General features: G+C 74.7%; 23 protein-coding genes. 10 read left to right on the forward strand and 13 right to left on the reverse strand.

Going from position 1 to position 20,418, the window contains the following annotated elements; all coding sequences use genetic code 11:
• Together OO57_RS26695 and OO57_RS26700 are read left to right on the forward strand one after the other, a co-directional pair.
• On the forward strand, nt 1-214 hold a 214-nt coding region (locus OO57_RS26695; protein WP_033255224.1), incomplete at its 5' end, for a hypothetical protein.
• Nucleotides 215-386: 172 nt separating this feature from the next.
• Entirely contained in the window at nt 387-830 is a 444-nt protein-coding gene (locus OO57_RS26700) for an iron chaperone (RefSeq protein ID WP_033255225.1), read from the forward strand.
• Nucleotides 831-1,051: 221 nt separating this feature from the next.
• Here the strand turns inward: OO57_RS26700 and OO57_RS26705 are convergent, their stop codons facing one another.
• Nucleotides 1,052-1,909, reverse strand: a complete 858-nt coding sequence (locus OO57_RS26705) for an isocitrate lyase/PEP mutase family protein (RefSeq protein ID WP_033255226.1) — start codon at nt 1,907-1,909, stop codon at nt 1,052-1,054.
• Nucleotides 1,910-2,098: 189 nt separating this feature from the next.
• Between OO57_RS26705 and OO57_RS26710 the strand changes: the two genes are divergently transcribed.
• A complete protein-coding gene (locus tag OO57_RS26710) occupies nt 2,099-3,121 on the forward strand; it encodes an ArsR/SmtB family transcription factor (RefSeq protein WP_033255227.1) in 1,023 nt (340 codons plus the stop codon).
• Nucleotides 3,122-3,166: 45 nt separating this feature from the next.
• Here the strand turns inward: OO57_RS26710 and OO57_RS26715 are convergent, their stop codons facing one another.
• Nucleotides 3,167-4,087: a hypothetical protein gene (locus OO57_RS26715; protein WP_033255228.1), complete on the reverse strand. Its 921-nt coding sequence runs from the start codon at nt 4,085-4,087 to the stop codon at nt 3,167-3,169.
• 115 nt (nt 4,088-4,202) lie between these two features.
• Between OO57_RS26715 and OO57_RS26720 the strand changes: the two genes are divergently transcribed.
• Nucleotides 4,203-4,418 carry a DUF4287 domain-containing protein gene (locus tag OO57_RS26720; protein WP_033255229.1) on the forward strand — a complete coding sequence of 72 codons (216 nt, stop codon included), beginning with the start codon at nt 4,203-4,205 and terminating at the stop codon, nt 4,416-4,418.
• A gap of 78 nt (nt 4,419-4,496) precedes the next feature.
• Entirely contained in the window at nt 4,497-5,294 is a 798-nt protein-coding gene (locus OO57_RS26725; RefSeq protein ID WP_033255230.1) for an alpha/beta fold hydrolase, read from the forward strand.
• A 19-nt stretch (nt 5,295-5,313) separates the two neighbouring features.
• Here OO57_RS26725 and OO57_RS26730 read toward each other — a convergent pair whose 3' ends face one another.
• Complete coding sequence (locus OO57_RS26730) at nt 5,314-5,769, reverse strand: MarR family winged helix-turn-helix transcriptional regulator (RefSeq protein WP_033255231.1); 456 nt, start codon at nt 5,767-5,769, stop codon at nt 5,314-5,316.
• A gap of 124 nt (nt 5,770-5,893) precedes the next feature.
• On the reverse strand, nt 5,894-6,316 hold the full coding sequence (locus OO57_RS26735) for an SRPBCC family protein (RefSeq protein WP_033255232.1): 423 nt from the start codon (nt 6,314-6,316) through the stop codon (nt 5,894-5,896).
• A 188-nt stretch (nt 6,317-6,504) separates the two neighbouring features.
• Here OO57_RS26735 and serS point away from each other — a divergent pair, with 188 nt between their 5' ends.
• The 3 genes from serS (at nt 6,505) to OO57_RS26750 (ending at nt 9,910) form a co-directional block, all read left to right on the forward strand.
• Complete coding sequence (gene serS, locus OO57_RS26740; RefSeq protein ID WP_033255233.1) at nt 6,505-7,800, forward strand: serine--tRNA ligase; 1,296 nt, start codon at nt 6,505-6,507, stop codon at nt 7,798-7,800.
• A 194-nt stretch (nt 7,801-7,994) separates the two neighbouring features.
• Nucleotides 7,995-9,335, forward strand: coding sequence for a diacylglycerol/lipid kinase family protein (locus OO57_RS26745; RefSeq protein WP_051778289.1), 1,341 nt, complete (start codon nt 7,995-7,997; stop codon nt 9,333-9,335).
• Nucleotides 9,332-9,910 (forward strand): phosphatase PAP2 family protein, encoded by a 579-nt coding sequence (locus tag OO57_RS26750; protein ID WP_033255235.1) that lies wholly within the window; start codon nt 9,332-9,334, stop codon nt 9,908-9,910. Before OO57_RS26745 ends, OO57_RS26750 begins: the two co-directional genes overlap by 4 nt.
• 81 nt (nt 9,911-9,991) lie before the next feature.
• On the opposite strand, the gene kdpC is transcribed toward OO57_RS26750, so the two are convergent.
• The 5 genes from kdpC to OO57_RS38670 all read right to left on the reverse strand — a co-directional run bounded on the left by kdpC (nt 9,992) and on the right by OO57_RS38670 (nt 15,549).
• Entirely contained in the window at nt 9,992-10,600 is a 609-nt protein-coding gene (kdpC, locus tag OO57_RS26755; RefSeq protein ID WP_033255236.1) for a potassium-transporting ATPase subunit KdpC, read from the reverse strand.
• A 17-nt stretch (nt 10,601-10,617) separates the two neighbouring features.
• Nucleotides 10,618-12,693 carry a potassium-transporting ATPase subunit KdpB gene (gene kdpB / locus OO57_RS26760; protein WP_051778290.1) on the reverse strand — a complete coding sequence of 692 codons (2,076 nt, stop codon included), beginning with the start codon at nt 12,691-12,693 and terminating at the stop codon, nt 10,618-10,620.
• A complete protein-coding gene (gene kdpA, locus OO57_RS26765) occupies nt 12,693-14,354 on the reverse strand; it encodes a potassium-transporting ATPase subunit KdpA (RefSeq protein WP_033255237.1) in 1,662 nt (553 codons plus the stop codon). The genes kdpB and kdpA overlap by 1 nt, the downstream gene beginning before the upstream one ends.
• A gap of 1 nt (nt 14,355) precedes the next feature.
• Nucleotides 14,356-14,445: a K(+)-transporting ATPase subunit F gene (kdpF, locus tag OO57_RS40460; RefSeq protein WP_033255238.1), complete on the reverse strand. Its 90-nt coding sequence runs from the start codon at nt 14,443-14,445 to the stop codon at nt 14,356-14,358.
• 264 nt (nt 14,446-14,709) lie between these two features.
• Nucleotides 14,710-15,549, reverse strand: coding sequence for an NAD-dependent protein deacetylase (locus OO57_RS38670; protein ID WP_051778291.1), 840 nt, complete (start codon nt 15,547-15,549; stop codon nt 14,710-14,712).
• A gap of 619 nt (nt 15,550-16,168) precedes the next feature.
• On the opposite strand from OO57_RS38670, the gene OO57_RS26780 reads away from it, so the two are divergent.
• Both OO57_RS26780 and OO57_RS26785 read left to right on the forward strand, forming a co-directional pair.
• On the forward strand, nt 16,169-16,825 hold the full coding sequence (locus tag OO57_RS26780) for a GntR family transcriptional regulator (RefSeq protein ID WP_033255239.1): 657 nt from the start codon (nt 16,169-16,171) through the stop codon (nt 16,823-16,825).
• 146 nt (nt 16,826-16,971) lie between these two features.
• On the forward strand, nt 16,972-17,646 hold the full coding sequence (locus OO57_RS26785; RefSeq protein ID WP_014136744.1) for a Crp/Fnr family transcriptional regulator: 675 nt from the start codon (nt 16,972-16,974) through the stop codon (nt 17,644-17,646).
• 77 nt (nt 17,647-17,723) lie between these two features.
• On the opposite strand, the gene OO57_RS26790 is transcribed toward OO57_RS26785, so the two are convergent.
• The 4 genes from OO57_RS26790 to OO57_RS26805 all read right to left on the reverse strand — a co-directional run bounded on the left by OO57_RS26790 (nt 17,724) and on the right by OO57_RS26805 (nt 20,417).
• Nucleotides 17,724-18,545: an MBL fold metallo-hydrolase gene (locus tag OO57_RS26790; RefSeq protein WP_033255240.1), complete on the reverse strand. Its 822-nt coding sequence runs from the start codon at nt 18,543-18,545 to the stop codon at nt 17,724-17,726.
• A 112-nt stretch (nt 18,546-18,657) separates the two neighbouring features.
• The gene (locus tag OO57_RS26795) at nt 18,658-18,846 is read right to left on the reverse strand and encodes a hypothetical protein (RefSeq protein WP_033255241.1); all 189 of its coding nucleotides are present in this window, start codon (nt 18,844-18,846) and stop codon (nt 18,658-18,660) included.
• A gap of 121 nt (nt 18,847-18,967) precedes the next feature.
• Nucleotides 18,968-19,810, reverse strand: a complete 843-nt coding sequence (locus OO57_RS26800; protein ID WP_033255254.1) for an NUDIX hydrolase — start codon at nt 19,808-19,810, stop codon at nt 18,968-18,970.
• A 142-nt stretch (nt 19,811-19,952) separates the two neighbouring features.
• Nucleotides 19,953-20,417 (reverse strand): RidA family protein, encoded by a 465-nt coding sequence (locus OO57_RS26805; RefSeq protein ID WP_033255242.1) that lies wholly within the window; start codon nt 20,415-20,417, stop codon nt 19,953-19,955.
• Nucleotide 20,418: the final 1 nt, after the last annotated feature.

The raw sequence follows: 20,418 nt of genomic DNA on the forward strand, positions 1-20,418 counted from the left end.
CCTGCGCTCCGCCGCCGACGCCATCCGCCTCTCCCGCCGCACCCTCGCCACCATCAAGGGCAACCTCTTCTGGGCCTTCGCCTACAACGTCGCCGCCCTGCCGCTCGCCGCCGCCGGACTCCTCAACCCGATGATCGCGGGCGCCGCGATGGCCTTCTCCTCCGTCTTCGTGGTCGGCAACAGCCTGCGCCTGCGGACCTTCAAGGCCCGCTGAGGCCCGCTGAGACCTGGTGAGGCCCGCTGAGGCCCTGCGGAACCGATCGCGGTCCGGCCCGGGAACCCCTCCCGGGCCGGACCGGTCAGTTTCCGAGAAGCCGCCGCAGCCGCTTCGTTCCTAGGATTGAGGACGTCAGCAGGACACGGGAACGGGAACGGGAGGACCGGTCATGGCGGAGAAGCACGAGGGTTTCACGGCGGACGAGCGCGCGGCGATGAAGGAGCGCGCGAAGGAGATGAAGGCGGAGTCCAAGCGGGCGTCGGCGGCGGCGAAGGCGGCCGAGGCGGAGCAGGACCTGCTGGAGAAGATCGCCGAGATGCCCGAGGCGGACCGGGTGCTGGCCCAGCGCTTCCACGAGATCGTCACCGAGACCGCCCCGCAGCTGGCCCCGAAGACCTGGTACGGCATGCCCGCGTACAACAACGCGGACGGCAAGCCGGTGTGCTTTTTCCAGAGCGCCGCCAAGTTCAAGTCCCGGTACGCGCTGATCGGCTTCAGCGACAACGCCAAGCTGGACGACGGCGCGATGTGGCCGACCTACTTCGCGATCGCCGACCTGGGCGAGGCGGAGGCCGCCCGGGTCGCCGACCTGGTGAAGCGCGCGGTGTCCTGAGCCCGGGCGGGGGTCGGCGGTTTGATCACCATCAGTTGGCCGACCTTCATCAGTTGATTGATCGTTGTCGGCCGGTCTGGTCTTCGTCAGCCGGCTGAGCTGGTGCTGCTCGGGTGCTCGTCGTCAGTTGATTGGTCCTCGCCAGCCGACCGACCGTCGTCAGTTGATCGACCGTTGCCGATCGACGACAGCGGCAGCGGCAGTAGCAGCAGTCGGCCCGGTCACGGTCGGCGTCCGGCCAGCAGGCCGTTCAGGGTGCCGTAGTCGAGTGCGCCGCCCAGCGCGTCGTACGTGCCGGTGGCGAGGAGTTCGGCGGTGGCCCGGTGGGCGGCGGTGTAGGCCGCCTGGGCGAGGGCGGTGCCGAGGCTGATCCGGCGGACTCCGGCGGTGGCGAGTTCCGTGACGGTCGGGCCGTTCGGGACGGCCATCGCGTTGACGGGCAGCGGGGACGCGGCGGTCAGTTCCTTGAGCGCGGCGAGGTCGAGCAGGCCGGGGACGAAGAGCGAGTCGGCCCCGGCCTCGGCGTACGCCTCTGCGCGGCGGAGCACCTCCGCGGGGCGGTCGGCGGCCGGGCCGGTGCCGAACAGGTGGACGTCGGTGCGGGCGTTGACCAGCAGGTCGGGCAGGCCGGCTTCGGTGGCGGCCGTCCGGGCGGCGCGCAGGCGGGCGGACTGTTCGGCGGGGGTGAACAGCGGGCCGCCCGGGGCGGTCGAGTCCTCCAGGTTGATGCCGACCGCGCCCGCCGCGACCACCGCGCGGACGGTCTCGGCCACGTCCTCGGGGGTCGGGCCGTAGCCGCCCTCGACGTCGGCGGTCACCGGGACGTCCACGGCGGCGACGATCCGGCGCACCGCCTCGGCCATCGCCGCCCGGTCCAGGCCCTGCCCGTCGCCGCGGCCCGCCGACCAGGAGACGCCGCCGCTGGTGGTGGCGATCGCGGACGCGCCGGCCGCGGCGACCACCGCCGCGCTGCCCGCGTCCCAGGCGTTCGGGAGCAGGAGCGGCACGTCGGCGGCGGCCAGCGCGCGGAGGGTGGCGGCGTGCTCGGGGGACCGGGCGGGGAGGGTGCGGTTCGACATGCGGGTCTCGCTTTCGGTGCGGTGCGGTGTGGTGCAGCGCGCGTACGCATGCACGTACGGGTGCAGGTGCGGTTGCGGGTGCGCGGGCGGGTACGGGTCGATGCTGCCCCGTCCGCCCGGTGGGTGCCGAATGATTAAGCTGGGGCCGAATCGACGGTGGCAGGCAGCGGTGGCGAGGGGGTGGCAGGGGTGCGGACCGGGTTGCCGCTGTCGGTGGGCGACCTCGCCCTGACCAGGTTCGCGATCTCGCCGATGTGGGAGGTGGTGACCGCCTTCCGCGCCCTGGCCGCCGACCCGGTGCCCGTGCCGCACCGCCGCTGGGCCGCGCAGGTCCGGCCGCGGCTGGCCGCTGCCGGGCTGGACCGGGGCTGGCTGGCCGAGCTGATCCCGCCGCACGGGCACCTGCCGGACTTCCTCAACCCCGTCCCCGCCGAGCCGGTCACCGACCTGGCGGCGGAACTGGCGGCGGTCCGGGCCACCGGCTCCGTCCTGCTCCGGCACGACCTGGCCTGCCTGCGCGCCGACCGGGAGGGCGGCGGCGGGAGCCCGGGCGGACGGGGGAACGGGCGGGGGGACGGGCGGCTGCGGCTGCTGGAGCGCGAGCCGGAGCAGGCGCTGCGGCGGATCAGCAACGAGGTCGAGGCGTTCTGGCAGCTCGCCCTCGCCCCGTACTGGTCGCGGATCCGCGCGGTGCTGGAGGCGGACGTCCTGCAGCGCGCCCGGCGGGCCGCCGAGCGGGGCAGCGCGGGCATGCTCGGCGAGTTGCACGGGACGGTGCGCTGGGCGGACGGCACGCTGCACCTGTCGGAGCGGCACTGCGCCGTCACCCGGATCGCGACCGGCGCCGGGCTGCTGCTGGTGCCCTCGGTGTTCGCCTGGCCCCGGCTGCTGACCCGCACCGTCGCCCCCGACCCCCCGCAGCTGTGCTACCCCGCGCTGTCCGCCGCGACCGTCTGGGAGCACCGTCCGCGCCCGCGCGCGGAGGCGCTCGCGCCGGTGCTCGGCCGCACCCGCACCCGGCTGCTGGCCGAACTCGACGTCCCCGCCTCCACCACCGAACTCGCCGCCCGCTGCGGGCTCACCGCGCCCGCGGTCTCCCAGCACCTGACCGCGCTGCGCACTGCGGGCCTGGTCTCCTCGCACCGGGCCGGGCGCTGCGTGCTGTACGCCCGGACGGCCGTCGCGGACGGGTGGCTGGACGCGCTGCCTTAGGCCCTGTCCGGCCGATCTTGCCGGGCGCACGACGCCGGACGGGGCCTAACGGGTCCCACCCCCTTCGTACGCACGGAGGGTGAGCAGGGCCGCCAGGGTGACGCCCGGGCGGGCCTCGTTCTCGGTGGCGGCGGACCAGCGGGCCCAGTTGATCGGCCAGCCGCCGTCCGGGAGTTGGCGGGAGGCGAGGTGGTCGAGGCCGCGTTCGACCTCGGCGTCGGTGAACCAGGACCGGGCCAGGCTGTCCGGGCGGGGCGCATAGTCGTGCGGGAGGTGGAACTCGCCGGGCGCGTAGCCGGGGGCGAGCCGGACCTGCTCGGGGTGCGCCGGGTCGAGCAGCACCAACTGCTGGCTGCGCACCAACTCGCCTAGGCGGGCGGCCTGTTCGGCGGCCCAGGCGCGGTCGGGTGCGGCGTCCAGGAAGCCGACGGCGGTGATCACCTCGTACGGGTGGGTGCTGCCGATCGCCTCGATCGCGCGGCGGCAGAAGGCTTCCGCGCCGGTCAGCCAGGGGTGCTGCAGGCCTGCCCGGAGCAGCGGGGCGGCGATCTGGCCGGTGGAGAGCAGTTCGGCGGGCGGCGCGTCGGCGATCGGCAGGAAGGGCGGGTGCGGGTAGTCGCGCAGGCTGGGCAGGACGGCCGGGACGCCGCCGTCCGGGGTGGTCGAGGCGGCTGCCCAGTCGCAGAGTTCGGTGCCGCGCGGGCCGTTCAGGGCGTCGGCCTCGGCGAGGATCCGGGCGGCGGCTCCGGCGGCGAGGGGCTGGGCGGCGGGCCCGCGGACGTCCGGCTCCAGGCCGTACGCCCAGCCGCCGCCGGGGGCGCGGTAGGCGTCCAGGGCGGCGAGGACGCCCACCGGGTCGGGGGCGGCGCCGAAGTGGTGTGCGAAGCGCCGCTGTTCGAGGACCCGGCCCGCCGTCCACAGGTACTCGGCTGCCCGGTCGATCGTGCTGTCGTCGATGCGTGCCATGGCCCGACCGTACGGGCCGGAAAAGAGTTCCGCGAGGACCGATGAGTTCCGCCGGTGCGGCTCGTCCAACCCCGTGACGGCAGTATGGAGCAGGTGGAACGGACGGAGTTGCGCGATGAGCACCGAGGAGAAGGTCAAGGGGCCGGCCAGTTACTTCCCCTCGATCGAGAAGAAGTACGGGCGCCCGGTCGCCGAGTGGCAGCAGTTGATCACCGACTCGCCGCTGACCAGGCACATGGAGCTGGTCGCCTGGCTGAAGTCCGAGTACGGGCTGGGCCACGGCCACGCCAACGCGCTGGTGGCGTACAACCTCGCCGCCCGCGGCGAGTAGCCAGCGCCGCCAGCGGTCCAGCGCCGCCAGCCACCAGAGCCATCATCAGTAACCGTAGTCGTGCACAAGGGAGTTGGAATGACCGAGTACGTGACCTCCGCCGACGGCACCCGCATCGCCCTCCAGGTGGCGGGAGTAGACGGCCCGGTCGTGGTGGTCGTGGACGGTGCGCTGTGCCACCGGGCGTTCGGGCCCTCCGGCGGGATGGCGGCCGAACTGGCCGGTGCGCACCGGGTGTTCAGCTACGACCGGCGCGGGCGCGGCGAGAGCGGTGCGGGCGGGCCGTACGCCGTGGAGCGGGAGGTGGAGGACCTGGCGGCGGTCGTCGCGGCGGCGGGCGGCCGGGCGACGCTGCTGGGGCTGTCCTCCGGTGCGGCGCTCGCGCTGCGGGCGGCGGGGGCGGGCATCGGGGTGGAGCGGGTGGTGGCGTACGAGCCGCCGTTCAGCACCTCCGGGGAGCAGCGGGCCCGGTTCGCGGAGTACCGGGCGGGCGTCGAGAAGGACGTCCTCGCGGGCGAACCGGGCGATGCGGTGGCCCGGTTCATGGCCTTCGTCGGCGCCCCCGAGCCGGTGGTCGCGCAGTTGCGCGAGTCGCCCGCGTGGCCCGCGTTCACGGCGGTGGCGCCGACGCTGGTGCACGACGCCGAGGTGCTGGACGGGGCGGCGGGCGCTCCGGTGCCGACCGCCCTGCTGGCCGGGCTGCCGGTGCCGGTGCTGGTGGCCGACGGCGAGCTCAGCCCGGCCCTGCTGCGCGACGCGGCCGCCGCGACGGCCGCCGCCGCGGGCGCGGAGCACCGCACCCTGGCGGGGCAGACGCACGAGGTCGCGCCGGAGGTGCTGGGGCCGGTGGTGGCCGGGTTCGTCGCCCGGGGGTGAGCGGCGGGCCCTCCCGGGGCTACGGCGCGTCGACCAGGCGGCGCAGCAGGCGGCTGAGCCCCTCCCCGTCCAGGGCGGGGACGCCGTGGGCCGCCGGAGCGAAGAAGGTGCGGTCGACGGCTTCGACGGCCGGGATCGCGGCGCGGGCGAGGGCGGTGCCGCGCGGGGTGATGCGCAGGCGGCGGGCCCGGGTGTCGTCCGGGTCGGTGGTGCGGTCCAGCAGGCCCTTGGCCTCCAGTTTCCGCACCACTTGGGAGGTGGTGCGGACGTCGGTGCCGGCCTGCGCGGAGAGTTCCTGCTGGTTGGGGGTGGTGCCCTGTTCGTTGAGCCACCAGGCGCAGGAGAGCAGCACGAACTGCGGGTGCGTCAGGTCGTGCGGGGCGAGGGCGGCGGCGACCTCGCGCTGCCAGCGCAGGGTGGTGTGCCACAGCCAGAAGCCGGGGCTGTTCGCCGGGCCTTCGACCAGTCCGTCCATGGCGCGCTCCTTCGTGGGTGCCGGTGGGTGCCGGTAAGTTCCGGTAGGTGCCGACGGGCGCCGGTGGGTTCCGGCGGGTCGGGTTCGTACGTTTCAAGCGGCGAGCGGTCAGGCGGGCGAGTGGTCAGGCGGCCCGTTCGGCGCGGGCGAGGAGGCCGGCCATCGCCTCCGGGAAGTCCTCGGTGATCATCGGGCCGAGTTCGGGGCCGAGCCGGTCGGCGTCCGGGCCGGTGATCTCCAGGCGGTGGGCCACCCGGGTGCCGCCGCCGGGGAGGGCGGTGAGGGTGTGCGAGAAGTCCAGCACGGCGCCGCCGAACTCGGTGCGGTCGGCGTAGGCGCGGCCGGGCTCGATCCGGGTGATGACGGAGACGATCGGGTCCTGCCCGGTCGGGGTCATCGAGACCCTGCCGCCGACGGCGAACGGGCCGTCCAGGGTGACGGCCTCCATCGAGGTGTCCCAGTCCGTCCAGCGGTCCAGGTCGCTGAGCACGGCCCAGACGGCGTGCGGCGCGGCGGCGGTCTCGGCGGTGTACTCGTGTTGCCACATGGCGGTTCCCCCTGTGCTCGACTTCATCTACGCAGAGATTATCCGCGCAGGGATCATCACCGCAAGGGAGGAGCGCGGACAGGGCGCGAGGGCCTGGAAAGGCACTGCACCGGTTTCCCCCGCCCTGCTACGGTCGGGACGAATTCGACCCAGCGGAAACCGCTGCAACCCGAGGAGAACCGACTCCGATGCATGATGCCCGCGTCCTGATCGACCTGGGGGACGAAGCCGTCCGGCTTCTGGCACGTCGCGGCTACCAGCTCGACCTGTCCGCGCTGCAGGCGCTGCAGTCCCGCCGCAACAGCGGCATCCAGGCCGGTGACGAGCTGCGGGCCCGCTCGAAGCAGGTCGCCCAGGAGGTGCAGCGCACCGCGAAGCAGGGCGGGGACGTCAGCGAGCTGAAGGAGACCGCCCGCGCGCTGAAGGAGCAGGTCCAGCAGAACGAGGCGGAGCTGGAGCAGGTCCAGCAGGAGCTGACCGACCTGCTGCTGACCGTCCCCAACCTGCCCGACGACGAGGCCCCCGACGGCTTCTCCGACGAGGACGCCCGCGAGCTGCGCCGGGTCGGCGAGCCGCAGCGCTTCGACTTCGCGCCCAAGGACCACGTCGACCTCGGCGAGACCATGGGCATCATGGACTTCGGCCGCGCCACCAAGCTGTCGGGCTCGCGCTTCAGCGTGCTGCGCGGCGCCGGTGCCGCGCTGGAGCGGGCGATCGTCGCCCTGCTGCTGGACCTGCACACCCGTCGCCACGGGTACGTCGAGCACGCGGTGCCGTACCTGGTGAACCGGCGCACCATGACCGGTACCGGGCAGCTGCCGAAGTTCGAGGAGGACCTGTTCAGGACCGGCGTCGCGGACCGGGACCTGTTCCTGATCCCGACCGCCGAGGTCCCGCTGACCAACCTGTACGCCGACGAGATCGTCCCGCCGGCCGAGCTGCCGCTGGCGCTCACCGCGCACACCCCGTGCTTCCGCTCGGAGGCCGGTTCGTACGGGCGGGACACCCGCGGGCTGATCCGGCTGCACCAGTTCTCGAAGGTCGAGATGGTGCGGATCTGCACGGCCGAGCAGTCCCGGGAGCAGATGCAGCTGATGGTCTCGCACGCCGAGGCCTGCCTCCAGGAGCTCGGACTCGCGTACCGCGTCGTCGCGTTGGCGGCCGGTGACACCGGCTTCTCCTCGCAGCTGACGTACGACCTGGAGGTGTGGCTGCCCGGCCAGGACACCTACCGGGAGATCTCCTCGGTGTCGGACTTCGGGACCTTCCAGGGCCGCCGGGCCGGTATCCGCACCCGTGACGAGAAGGGCAAGCCGACGCCGGCCGCCACCGTCAACGGCTCGGGCCTGCCGCTGGGCCGCACCATCGCGGCGGTGCTGGAGCAGCACCAGCAGGCCGACGGCTCGGTGCTGCTGCCCAAGGCCCTGCACCCGTACCTGGGCTTCGCCCGGATCGCCGCGGACGGCACGCCCCTCGCGGAGTAGCGGGAGCAGTAGGAGCGGCAGGAGCGGCAGGAGTAGCAGCAGTAGCACTACGGAGCCAGCAGGACGGGTGGCGCGCGGCGGTCTGCCGCGCGCCACCGGCGTGTCCGGGGACGGCGGCCGTCGGGCGCGCGGGGCGGGTCGGCAGGCATGTGGCGTGCCGGGCGGGGTAGCTGACCGGGCGTTACCGTCGATGGATGGGAGAGGCGGCAAAGGTGGCGTGGCCGGCGAGGACGGTGTGGCTGGCGCGGGCGGCGATCGGCTGCGGGGTGGCGGCGGTGCTGGTGCTGGCCGCCGGGGCGGGGCTGCGCGGGGCGCTGGTGGTGGCGGTCGGGGTGGCCGCGCTGGTGGTGATGGCGGTCGGCGGGTGGTGGGCGCTGTCGCGGCGCGGGCCGCTGCGCTGGCTGGGGGCGCTGCTGGCGGTGGCGGCCCCGGTGGCGGCGGTGGCGCTGTACGTGGGCGCGGGGACGTGGCCGTGGGTGCTGGGTTCGGTGGCGCTGTGGGCGGTGGGCCTGTGGCTGGCCCGGACGGCGCTGCGGTCGGCGCGGCGGACCAGGGAGATGCCGGAGCGGGAGGTCGACGCGCCGCGCAGACCCGTGCTGATCATGAACCCGAGGTCCGGCGGCGGGAAGGTCGAGAAGTTCCGGCTGGCGGAGCGGGCCCGCGAGCTCGGCGCGCAGGTCGTGCTGCTGGACCCGGACGCCCACCAGGACGTCGTGGAGCTGGCCGAGCGGGCCGTCGCGGACGGCGCGGACCTGCTGGGCGTGGCGGGCGGCGACGGCACCCAGGCGCTGGTCGCGCAGGTCGCGGCCCGGCACGGGCTGCCGTTCCTGGTGGTGTCGGCGGGCACCCGCAACCACTTCGCCCTCGACCTGGGCCTGGACCGCACCGACCCGTCCCGCTGCCTGGACGCGCTGACCGACGGCGTGGAGCTGCGGGTCGACCTGGGCGAGGTCGCGGGCCGGGCCTTCGTCAACAACGTCTCGTTCGGCACCTACGCGGAGATCGTCCAGAACCCCGAGTACCGGGACGCGAAGGCCGCCACGATCCTCGCCATGCTGCCCGACCTGCTGGTCGGCTACGCGGGCGCGCAGCTGTCCGCCGAGGCGGGCGGGGAGCGGCTGGAGCGCCCGCAGGCCGTCCTGGTCAGCAACAACCCGTACGACGCGGGCGACCTGCTCGACCCCGGGCGGCGCTCCCGGCTGGACCGCGGGCGGCTCGGCGTGCTCGGCGTGAAGGTGGACGGCGCGGCGCAGGCCGCGGACCTGGCGCTGCGTGGTACGAGTGCGGAGGCGGTGACGGTGCTGGTCGGCCGGGAGGTGCTGGTCACGGCGGACGTGGCGAGCATCCCGGTCGCGGTGGACGGCGAGGCCCTGGAGCTGGACGTGCCGGTGCGCTGCGTCATCCGTCCCGGTGCGCTGCGGGTGCGGGTCCCGCGCGACCGGCCGGGCACGGTGGCACCGGCGCCGACCCTGAAGTGGAGCCGGCTGGCGCACCTCGCGTCGGGCCGAACGGAAGAGAACGGTGGTGCGCGGTGAGGGCGTTGACGCGGTGGGTGCTGGCCGGACAGCGCGTGGTCGCGGACCTGTCGGCGGTGGACGAGGCGGTGTACGTGGCGGTGGCCGCGACCCCGACGCCGACCCTGGACGAGCGGCTGCGGCAGCTCTCCACGGCCGCGAACCACTCGAAGATCTCGATCGCGGTGGCCTGCGGGCTGGCCCTCGTCCCGGGACGGCCGCGGCGGGCGGCGCTGGTCGGGCTGGCGTCGGTGGCGACGGCCTCGGCGGCGGCGAACCTGCTCGGCAAGTCGCTGGCCCGGCGCCACCGGCCGGACCGCGTCGCGGGCAAGGTGCCGGAGGCCCGGCACGTGCCGATGCCCGAGTCGGCGTCCTTCCCCTCCGGGCACACCGCGTCCGCCTTCGCCTTCGCCACCGGCGTGGCCTCCCGCCTGCCGTGGGCCGCGGCGCCGCTGGGCCTGCTGGCCGCCTCGGTCGGCTACTCCCGCGTCCACACCGGCGTCCACTACCCGGGCGACGTGGTCGCGGGCGCCCTGCTCGGGACGGTCGCGGGGAGCGTGGTCGCGGGCATCGACGAGTGGTGGCCGGGCGGCTGAGGGGTTCGCGCCGGGCACCGCGCCCGGGGGCCCACCAGGGGACCGTCGGGCGCCGCACCAGGGGCCCGCCAGGGGCCGGTCTCATCCGAGGGCGGCGACGGCCAGGTTGAGCTGGAGGACGTTGACTCCTCCCTGGCCGAGGAAGCCGAGCGGGCGGCCGTCGGTGTGCCGGTCGATCAGGTGGTTCAACTGCTGTGCGGGGATGCCGCGTTCGCGGGCGACGCGGTTGACCTGTTCCCTGGCGTAGGCGACGGAGATGTGCGGGTCGAGGCCGGAGCCGGAGGCGGTCAGGGCGTCCGGCGGGACGGTGGCCGGGTCGACGCCGTCGAAGGCGGCGATCGCGGCGCGGCGTTCCGCGACGGCGTCCAGCAGGTCGGTGCTGGTGGGGCCGAGGTTGGAGGCGCCGGAGGCGGTCGGGTCGTAGCCGCCCGCGGAGGGGCGGGGCTGGAACCACTTCGGGTCGGGCCGGGCCGGGGCGTCCGGGTCGGTCTGCGGCAGGTCGAAGGCCTGGCCGATCAGGCGGGAGCCGGCCGGCTTGCCGTCGTGCTCGACGATCGAGCCGTCGGCCCGTGCGGGGAAGGCGAGTTGGCTGATGCCGGTGACCAGCAGCGGGTAGGCGAGGCCGAGGATCGCGGTCATCGCCAGCAGCATCCGCAGGGCGGTGAGGTGGGTGCGCAGGAAGGCGGGCACGGTGGGTGTGGCTCCTCTCAGCTCAGGCCGGGGACGAACTGGACGGCCAGGTCGATGAGTTTGATGCCGACGAAGGGGACGGCCAGGCCGCCCAGGCCGTAGATCCCGATGTTCCGGGCCAGCAGCGAACTCGCGTCGGTGGGGCGGTACTTGACGCCGCGCAGGGCGAGCGGGACCAGGCCGACGATGACCAGGGCGTTGAAGACGATCGCCGAGGTGATCGCGGAGGTCGGGCTGTGCAGACCCATGACGTTGAGGTGGCGCAGGCCGGGGTGGGCGGCGGCGAACATCGCCGGGATGATCGCGAAGTACTTGGCGACGTCGTTGGCGATCGAGAAGGTCGTCAACGCGCCCCGGGTGATCAGGAGTTGCTTGCCGATCTCGACGATCTCGATCAGCTTGGTGGGGTTGGAGTCCAGGTCGACCATGTTCCCGGCCTCCTTGGCCGCCATGGTGCCGGTGTTCATCGCGACGCCGACGTCGGCCTGGGCGAGCGCGGGGGCGTCGTTGGTGCCGTCGCCGGTCATCGCGACCAGCTTGCCGCCCTCCTGCTCCTTCTTGATCAGGGCCATCTTGTCCTCGGGCGTGGCCTCGGCGAGGAAGTCGTCGACGCCCGCCTCCTCCGCGATGGCCCGGGCGGTCAGCGGGTTGTCGCCGGTGATCATCACGGTCCTGATGCCCATCCGGCGGAGCTCCGCGAAGCGCTCCCGCATGCCCGGCTTGACCACGTCCTTGAGGTGGACCACCCCGAGGACCCGCGGCACGCCGCCGCCGTCGCGCTCGGCCACCACCAGCGGGGTGCCGCCCGCGGCGGAGATCCCGTCGACCAGTGCGGTCACCTCCGTACCGACCGAACCACCGTGCCCGGTCACCCAGTTGGCGACCGAGCCGGCCGCGCCCTTGCGGACCTGCCGCCCGTCCGCGTCCACGCCGGACATCCGGGTCTGCGCGGTGAACGGCACCCAGGCGGCGTGCGCCAACTCGCCCCGGGCGCGGGCCCGCAGGCCGTGGCCGGTCTTGGCGAGGACGACGATCGAGCGGCCCTCCGGGGTCTCGTCCGCGAGCGAGGACAGCTGGGCGGCGTCGGCGAGTCGGCCGACGTCCACGCCGGGCGCGGGCAGGAACTCGGCGGCCTGCCGGTTGCCGAGGGTGATGGTGCCGGTCTTGTCGAGCAGCAGCGTGTTCACGTCGCCCGCGGCCTCCACCGCGCGACCGGACATGGCGAGCACGTTGCGCTGCACGAGGCGGTCCATGCCCGCGATGCCGATCGCGGAGAGCAGCGCGCCGATGGTGGTCGGGATCAGCGCCACGACCAGCGCGACCAGCACGACGGTCGACTGCGGGGCCCCGGCGTAGGCGGCCATCGGCTGGAGGGTGACCACGGCGACCAGGAACACGACGGTGAGGGAGGCCAGCAGGATGTTCAGGGCGATCTCGTTCGGCGTCCGCTGCCGGGCCGCGCCCTCGACCAGGGCGATCATCCGGTCGATGAAGGTCCTGCCGGGCTCGGAGGTGATCCGCACAACGATCCGGTCGGAGAGCACCCTGGTGCCGCCGGTCACCGCGGAGCGGTCGCCGCCGGACTCGCGGATCACCGGCGCGGACTCGCCGGTGATCGCCGACTCGTCGACGCTGGCCACGCCCTCGACCACGTCGCCGTCACCGGGGACGGTCTGCCCGGCCTCCACGACGACGTGGTCGCCGAGGCGCAGCGCGGTGCCGGGCACCTCTTCCTCGGCCGCACCGGCGGGCCAGTCGGTGAGTCGGCGGGCGACGGACTCCGTCCTGGCCCGGCGCAGCGTGTCGGCCTGCGCCTTGCCGCGGCCCTCGGCGACGGCCTCGGCCAGGTTGGCGAAGACCGCGGTCAGCCACAGCCAGCCGGTGATCGCCCAGGCGAAGACGGACGGGTCGGCGACCGCGGCGACGGTGGTGACCACCGAGCCGACCTCGACCACGAACATCACCGGGTTCTTCACCATCACCCGGGGGTCGAGCTTGCGCACCGCGTCGGGCAGCGCGGCGAGCAGCAGTTGCGGATCGAGCAGGCCGGCCGCGGCCCGCTGCGGGGCGGTTTCGGGAACGCTGGTGGACATCAGTGGAGACCTTCTGCGATCGGCCCGAGGGCCAGGGCCGGGAAGTAGGTGAGGCCGACGACGATCAGGACCACGGCCGAGAGCAGGCCGACGAACAGCGGCCCGTGCGTGGGCAGCGTGCCCGCGCTCGCCGGGACGGGCCGCTGCCTGGCGAGCGAACCGGCCAGCGCCAGCACGAACACCACCGGCAGGAACCGGCCGAACACCATCGCCAGGCCCAGCGCCGTGTCGTACCACGCGGTGTTGACGGTGATCCCGGCGAACGCCGAACCGTTGTTGTTCGCCGCCGAGGTGAACGCGTACAGCACCTCGGAGAAGCCGTGCGCGCCGTCGTTCAGCATCCCGGCCCGCTCACCGGGCAGGGCGATCGCGCAGCCGGTGCCGACCAGCACGATCGTCGGGGTGGTGAGGATGTAGAGGGAGGCGAACTTCATCTCCCGGCCGCCGAGCTTCTTGCCCAGGTACTCGGGGGTGCGGCCGACCATCAGGCCCGCGACGAACACCGCGACGACCGCCAGCACCAGCATCCCGTACAGGCCGGAGCCGGTGCCGCCGGGCGCGATCTCGCCCAGCATCATGTCGAAGACGGTCAGCCCGCCGCCGAACGGCGTGAACGAGTCGTGGAAGGAGTTCACCGCGCCCGTCGAGGTCAGCGTGGTGGACGCCGCGAACAGGCTGGAGGCCGCGACGCCGAAGCGCTGCTCCTTGCCCTCCATCGCCGCCCCGGCCGCCTGTAGCGCGCTGCCGGAGTGCTGGTGCTCGAAGAAGGTGACCAGCACCGCCGAGGCCGCCCAGAACAGGCCCATCACGGCGACGACCGCGTGGCCCTGGCGGTGGTCGCCGACCATCCGGCCGAAGGTCCGCGGCAGCGCGAACGGGATCACCAGCAGCAGGAACACCTCCAGCAGGTTGGTGAAGCCGGTCGGGTTCTCGAACGGGTGCGCCGAGTTGGCGTTGTAGAAGCCGCCGCCGTTGGTGCCCAGCAGCTTGATCGCCTCCTGCGAGGCCACCGGCCCGCCGGGGATCGACTGCTGCCCGCCCGAGAGGGTGGTGACCTGCTCGAAGCCGTGGAAGTTCTGCACGACGCCGTTCGCGGCCAGGACGAGGGCGAACAGGACGGAGACCGGCAGCAGCAGGCGCAGCGAGATCCGGGTCAGGTCGACCCAGAAGTTGCCGACCCGGTCGGTGCGGTGGCGGCTGAAGCCGCGGACCAGTGCCGCGACCACCGCGATGCCGACCGCCGCCGAGACGAAGTTCTGCACCGCCAGACCGGCCATCTGCACCAGGTGGCCCATCGCCGACTCGCCGCTGTACGACTGCCAGTTGGTGTTGGTGGTGAAGGAGACCGCGGTGTTCCAGGCCTGGTGCGCTTCCATCTCGGGCACGCCCAGGCTCAGCAGCAGGTGCGTCTGGAGGCGGATCAGCCCGTACAGGAACAGCACGGAGAGCGCGGAGAACGCCAGCACCGAGCGCAGGTAGACCGGCCAGCGCTGGTCGGCGTCGGCGTCGACGCCGACCGCCTTGTAGAGGGCCTTCTCGGCTCTCAGGTGGCGGGCGGAGGTGAGGAGCCCGGCGATGTGGTCGCCGAGCGGGCGGTGGCACAGGGCCAGCGCGCCGACCAGCGCGATCGCCTGCAGCCACCCGGCGGGAGTGGCGCCCATGTCAGAACTTCTCCGGGTGGACCAGGGCGAGGACGAGGTAGCCGACCAGCGCGGCGGCGACGAGGAGACCCGCTGTGTGCTCGGCGCTCACAGCTTCTCCACCCCCCGCGCGATCAGGGCGATGACGGCGAACACGGCGACCGTGACGCCGACGTGGAGCAGGTCTGACATGGCATCCACCAAGGTGGCTCGGAACGGGGACCGGCGCTTTCGCCGGCTCCCCGAGCCAAGCAGCGCCGACCCCCGTTCCGGCGGCCCCTGACGCTCCCCATACGGCCGCCCCGGCCGCTTTGACGCCGCCTTGACGCCGCCTCGGCGGCCCGCGCGCCGGTTGCGGACCCGTACGCCCCCCGGGTCAGACCAGGTCGGCGGCCAGGGCGGTCAGGGTCTCGCCGAGCGGGGCGTCGATCCGGGCGGTGGCGAGGTCGTCGCCGCGGGTGGTGCCGCGGGTGACGATCGCCACCGGCTTGCCGGCCTTCGCGGCGTGCCGGACGAACCGCAGGCCGGACATCACCGCGAGCGAGGAGCCGAGCACCAGCAGGGCCCGGCCCTCGTCCACCAGCCGGTAGCAGTGCTCGACCCGGGCCTTGGGCACGCTCTCGCCGAAGAACACCACGTCCGGTTTGAGGACGCCGCCGCAGGCTGCGCACGGGGCGACGGCGAAGGAGGCGACCAGGTCGTCCGGCAGCTCGACGTCGCCGTCCGGGTTGATCCGCGAACCGGCGTCCCGGAAGGCCGGGTTGAGGGCGGCGAGGCGCTCGTCGAGGGCGGTGCGGGCGGTGACGGCGCCGCAGTCGAGGCAGACCACCCGGTCCAGGCCGCCGTGCAGCTCGACCGCGTCGGGGGTGCCGGCGGCGCGGTGCAGGCCGTCCACGTTCTGGGTGATCACCGCGGAGACCCGGCCCGCCGCCCGCAGCCGGGCCACCGCGAGGTGCCCGGCGTTCGGCCGGGCCCGGGCGATCACCGCCCGCCCGGCGTGGCTGCGCGCCCAGTAGCGGCGGCGGGCCGGCTCCCCCGCGAGGAACTCCTGGTACGTCATCGGCGCCCGGTTGCGGCGCACCCCGTCCGGGCCCCGGTAGTCCGGGATCCCGGACTCGGTGGACAGCCCGGCCCCGCTCAGCACCACCACCCCGCCGCCGTCCAGCAGCCGGGCCACCTCGGGGAGTCCGTCCTCGTGCGCGCTCATGCCGTCCATTGTGGAACGCCCGGGACGGAACCCGGCCGCGGCCCTGGTCCGGACCGGCGTCAGGGATCCGCTCGGGCCAGGCACCCACCGAAGGCCAGAGCCGCTCCGAGCAGTACCGCCCAGAGCAGGTGCGCGCCGGACCAGTGCGGATGCCCCGGGGGCAGGAAGAGCGCGAACCGGTCCGGCAGCAGCACTGCGGTGACCACCAGCAGCGGGACGCCCGGGCCAGGACGGCGGTGGCCGCGAGCAGCAGCGCCGCGTGCTCCGCCCGCTGCTCCGTCTCCCCTGCCACACCCCCTGCTCGCTGCCGCCCCCGGCAGCGGTTCACCCCGGGCGGGAATTTCTTTCGGTCCGCTCCGGGAACGGCGGACGTGCGGCCCGGGCAGTGCCCCCACGCACCGCCCGGGCCGCTCCGAATGCGGACGTTCCGGCCCCCACAGCCCGAACTTCCGCCGCCTCCTTTGTACTTCGGTTCGCCTCCGCTGCAGAAGACGCGTACGGATCTTTCTTGGGAGCGCTTCCAACGGCCCTCCGCACGCCGGGCGCGATCCGGCCCGCCGCCCGTCCCGTCCTGGAATGATCTGATCTACTGCCCGCTCCCTCCGCCCGCTTCCGCCTGGAGCCCCCGATGCCCGACACCCCCGGTGACGCCCACCAGTCGCTGGCGGACCTCGTCTACGTCCAGTTGCGCGAACGGATCATCGAGGGCGAGTACCCCGCCGGGCAGCGCCTGGTCGAACGCGAACTCGCCGACGGCACGGGCGTCTCCCGGATCCCGGTCCGCGAGGCCGTGCAGCGCCTCGAACGCGAGGGCTTCCTCGCCGTCCAGGCCCGCCGCGGCGCCGTCGTCGCCGACTTCGGCCCCGAGGAGGCCGAGCACTTCTTCGCCGTCCGCGAGTCCCTGGAGGCGCTCGCCGCCAGCCTCGCCGCGCAGCACGCCACCCCCGCCGGCGTCCGCGGCCTCGAACGCCTCCTGGCCCGCGCCCGCAAGGCCGCCGAGGCCGGCCGCCTGCGGGAGACCGTCAGCCTGAACGCCGACTTCCACCGCGAGATCGTCGAACTCTCCGGCAACCCGCTGCTGCGCGACCTGATGGCCCCGCTCGACGGCCGCCTGCGCCGCCTGTTCCGGCTCACCTCCGACCTCGGGACCAGCCTCCCGACGTGCACCGAGCACCAGCAGCTCCTCGACGCCATCAGGGCCCGCGACCCCGAGACCGCCGCCGCCCTCGCCCGCCACCACGTCGCCGGGACCCGCGCCTTCGCCCGGCAGGCCCTCGGCGGGTAGCCGCCGGAGACGGGAAACGCCCACCCGAACTGCGCGAATGGCCCCGTAGGCCCCACCTCGGCACACCCCCTCCTCATATGATCGGAGCGACATGCGTCATCCTTGGTGGTGAGTAGCACTGCCCAGACACCAGCAGGAGGAAGCTCGTGGACGACGTTCTGCGGCGCGCCGCGCTGTTCGCGGCACTCGACGACGACCAGGCTGCCGAGCTCCGCGCTTCCATGACCGAGGTGACGCTCGCCCGCGGTGAGTCGCTGTTCCACGAGGGCGACCCGGGCGACCGGCTCTACGTCGTGGTCGAGGGCAAGGTCAAGCTGCACCGGGCCTCCCCCGACGGCCGCGAGAACATGCTCGCCGTGCTCGGCCCCTCCGAGATGATCGGCGAACTCTCGCTCTTCGACCCGGGCCCGCGCACCGCCACCGCCACCGCCCTCACCGAGGTCAAGCTCCTCGGCCTCGGCCACGGCGACCTGCTGCCGCTGCTGCACGCCCGCCCCGAGGTCTCCATCGCCCTGCTGCGCGCCATCGCCCGCCGCCTGCGCCGCACCAACGACGTGATGTCCGACCTGGTCTTCTCCGACGTGCCCGGCCGCGTCGCCAAGGCCCTGCTCGACCTCTCCCGCCGCTTCGGCGTCCAGTCCGACGAGGGCATCCACGTCGCCCACGACCTCACCCAGGAGGAGCTCGCCCAGCTGGTCGGCGCCTCCCGCGAGACGGTCAACAAGGCCCTCGCCGACTTCGCCGGCCGCGGCTGGCTCAAGCTGGAGGCCCGCGCGGTCGTCCTGCTCGACGTCGAGCGGCTCTCCCGCCGCTCCCGCTGATCCCCGCCGGAACCGCGCCCGACCGCACCGCCAGGTGCCCCCGGGCGCGGTTCCGCGTTCCGGGGCCGCGGCCCGCCTCAGATCAGGCCCCGGTCCTCCAGGTACGTGAGCTGGGCCCGCACCGAGAGCTCCGCCGCGGGCCACAGCGCCGGGTCGACGTCCGCGTACACCCGGGCGACCACCTCGGGCGCGGTGCGGCAGCCCGCCTCGACCGCGGTCTCGACCTGGGCGAGCCGGGCCGCGCGGTGGGCGAGGTAGTAGTCGACGGCGCCGAGCGCGTCCGCGAGGACGGGGCCGTGGCCGGGCAGGACGGTGCGCACGCCGTGCTCGGCGGCCATCGCGTGCAGGCGGCGCAGCGAGTCGAGGTAGTCGCCCAGGCGCCCGTCGGGGTGGGCGACCATCGTGGTGCCGCGGCCCAGGACGGTGTCGCCGGTGAGGATCGCGCCGTCCGCGGGCAGGTGGAAGGTCAGCGAGTCGGAGGTGTGCCCGGGGGTGCCGACGACCCGCAGGTCGAGGCCGCCGACGTCGAGGCGCTGCCCGCCGTGCAGGCCCTCCTCGCCGAGCCGCAGCGCCGGGTCGAGGGCGCGGACGGGGGTGCCGGTGAGTTCGGCGAACCGGGCGGCGCCCTCGGCGTGGTCGGCGTGGCCGTGGGTGAGCAGGGTGAGGGCGATCCGCTTGCCCTGCTGCTCGGCGAGGTCGACGATCCGGCGCAGGTGGGCCTCGTCGAGCGGGCCGGGGTCGACGACGGCGGCGAGGTCGGAGCCGGGCTCGGAGAGCAGCCAGGTGTTGGTGCCGTCCAGCGTCATCGGGGACGGGTTGGGGGCGAGCACGCACTGGGCGCGCGGGGTGGCGACCCCGCCGACGGTGTCGGCGGGGTCGCCCGGCAGCGGACCGCTCACGCGGTGCCCCCGGAGCGCGCGCCCACCCGGTGCGCCGCACCGGTCCCGTGCGCCGCGCCCACCCGGTGTGCTGCGCCCACGCGGTGCGCCGCACCCAAGCGGCGTGCTGCGCTCACGCGGCGTCCCGTTCGGCGCGGCTGAGGCGGCGCATCGGGAGCGGGCGGACCAGGGCGCGGCCGGGCAGGTCGCGGGTCAGCAGGCGGGTGGTCTCCCTGGGCGCGCTCTCGTCGCAGGCGGCGCGGAGGGTGACGGTGCGGGCGGGCATGGCCGAGGTCCGGCGAGCCACGTCGTTGTGGGTCATCGGAGTCTCCTTCCGAGGTCAGGACGGTCGGTGCGGTTGCTGGTCAACGGTACGGCCCGGTGCGGGCCGGTCCCGGAACGGGTCGCCCGGCGGGGCCGGTGATCGTTCCGGGGGAAGGTTCTCACGCCGGGAACACGCCGTCGATAGTCAGCTCGTCATACCCGCTCCACCGCACCGTCATGCGGTCCCCGACGACCTCGGCCCGCCCCAGCACCGGGGCCACCGCCCGCCCCCGCGCCGCGGCCGCCGCCCCGGCCGCACTGCCCAGCGGCAGCAGCTCGCGCAGCACCGTGACGGTCGGCGGCAGCATCCCGAACTCGCCCGCCTCGAACCCGGCCACCGCCGCCGCGGGGGTCAGCCAGGCGACCCGGTCGGCCTCCCCGACGGTGTCCGCGGCGACCTGCCCGGGCGGCAGCGCGGCGACGAAGAACCAGGTGTCGAAGCGCCGCTCCTCGAACTCGGGCGTCACCCAGCGCGCCCAGGGCGCCAGCAGGTCGCTGCGCAGCACCAGCCGCTGCTCCGTCAGGAACTCGGCCAGCGACACCTCGTGGCGCTCCAGCGCGCCCCGCTCGGCGGCCCAGTCCCGGGGCTCCACCAGCGTGCCCGCGTCCGGCCCGGCCAGCAGCACCCCGGCCTCCTCGAAGGTCTCCCGGACGGCCGCGCACAGCACCGCGCACGCGGTCGGCTCGTCCACCCCCAGCAGCCCGGCCCACCGAGCGGCCGACGGCCCGGCCCACGGCGGACGCACCTCCCGGTCCCGCGGATCCACCCCGCCGCCCGGGTAGGCGTACATGCCCCCGGCGAAGGCCATCGTGGCCCGCCGCCGCAGCAGGTACGCCTCGGGCCCGGCCGCGCCCTCGCGCAGCAGCACCACGGTGGCGGAGGGCTTCGGCGGCACGGGGGCGAGCTCCCCGGCGGCCAGGGCACGGATTCGGGCGGGCCAGGACGGCGGCATCTCCAGCATGTTCACGGATGTTAACCGCACCGCCCGGGCGGTCGGCCTCCGGGAACGCAGGGAACGCCGGGAGCGCAGGGACCGCCGGGAACGCCGGGGGCCCGCCACCGCGAACGGCGACGGGCCCGTACGGAAGACGGAAGGGGCGGGGTCAGTCCCGGACCCGCACCATCAGCTCGACCTCGACCGGCGCGTCCAGCGGCAGCACCGCCACGCCGACGGCGCTGCGAGCGTGCACGCCCCGCTCGCCGAAGACCTTGCCCAGCAGCTCGCTGGTGCCGTTGACCACGCCGGGCTGGCCGGTGAAGTCGGGCGCGGAGGCGACGAAGCCGACCACCTTCACGACCTGCTCGACCCGGTTCAGGTCGCCGACCACCGACTTGACCGCGGCCAGCGCGTTCAGCGCGCAGACCTGCGCGAGCTCCTTGGCGTCCTCGGCGGTGACCTCGGCGCCGACCTTGCCGGTCAGCGGGAGCTTCCCGCCGACGAACGGCAGCTGTCCGGAGGTCAGCACGTGCACGCCGTCGCGCACCGCCGGGACGTACGCGGCGACCGGGGCGGCGACCTCGGGCAGCGTCAGCCCGAGGTCGGCGAGCCTCTGCTCGACCTGGCCCATG

It is taken from the genome of Kitasatospora phosalacinea, from assembly GCF_000717185.1.
GTDB lineage: Bacteria > Actinomycetota > Actinomycetes > Streptomycetales > Streptomycetaceae > Kitasatospora > Kitasatospora phosalacinea_A.